This is a genomic window from Streptomyces sp. NPDC051172, from assembly GCF_040682555.1.
Lineage (GTDB): Bacteria > Actinomycetota > Actinomycetes > Streptomycetales > Streptomycetaceae > Streptomyces.
Genome location: NZ_JBFBBE010000367.1, coordinates 1 through 358, shown reverse-complemented (window position 1 = coordinate 358; position 358 = coordinate 1). Strand labels below are relative to the sequence as shown.

General features: G+C 69.0%; 1 protein-coding gene. It reads right to left on the bottom strand.

What is annotated here, in order from left to right; translation table 11 throughout:
• A partial coding sequence (locus AB0N07_RS51165) for a hypothetical protein (protein WP_365847869.1) occupies window positions 1-200 on the bottom strand: 200 nt, incomplete at its 3' end.
• Between the last annotated feature and the right edge of the window lie 158 nt (window positions 201-358).

Genomic DNA, 358 nt, shown 5'->3' with positions numbered 1-358 from the left:
TGCATGTGGGCGCCGAGTTCGTCCCACGCGGGGACCGGTTCGGCGTACGCCATGTGGTGCTCGCCGACCACGGTGACCCACAGGCGACGTGCGCGGCGGAAGTGCGTCGACAGGTCCGTCGTGGGCCCGTTCTCGTGCGCGGCCAGGTGCAGATCGTCGAGGGCCTCTCTCGCCTCCCCGGTGGCAGTGTGGTCAGTCATTGGTCTCTCCTTCCAGGGTGATGCGGTCGAGAATCTCCGCGGACTCCGGGAACGGCTCCCAGGGGAAGCGTCCCCGGGCGGCGCGGAAGATGAGCAGGACGAGGGTCACGCCGAGGGCGGTGATGATGAGGGCGATCACGGGCTGTCCTCCAGTGCGT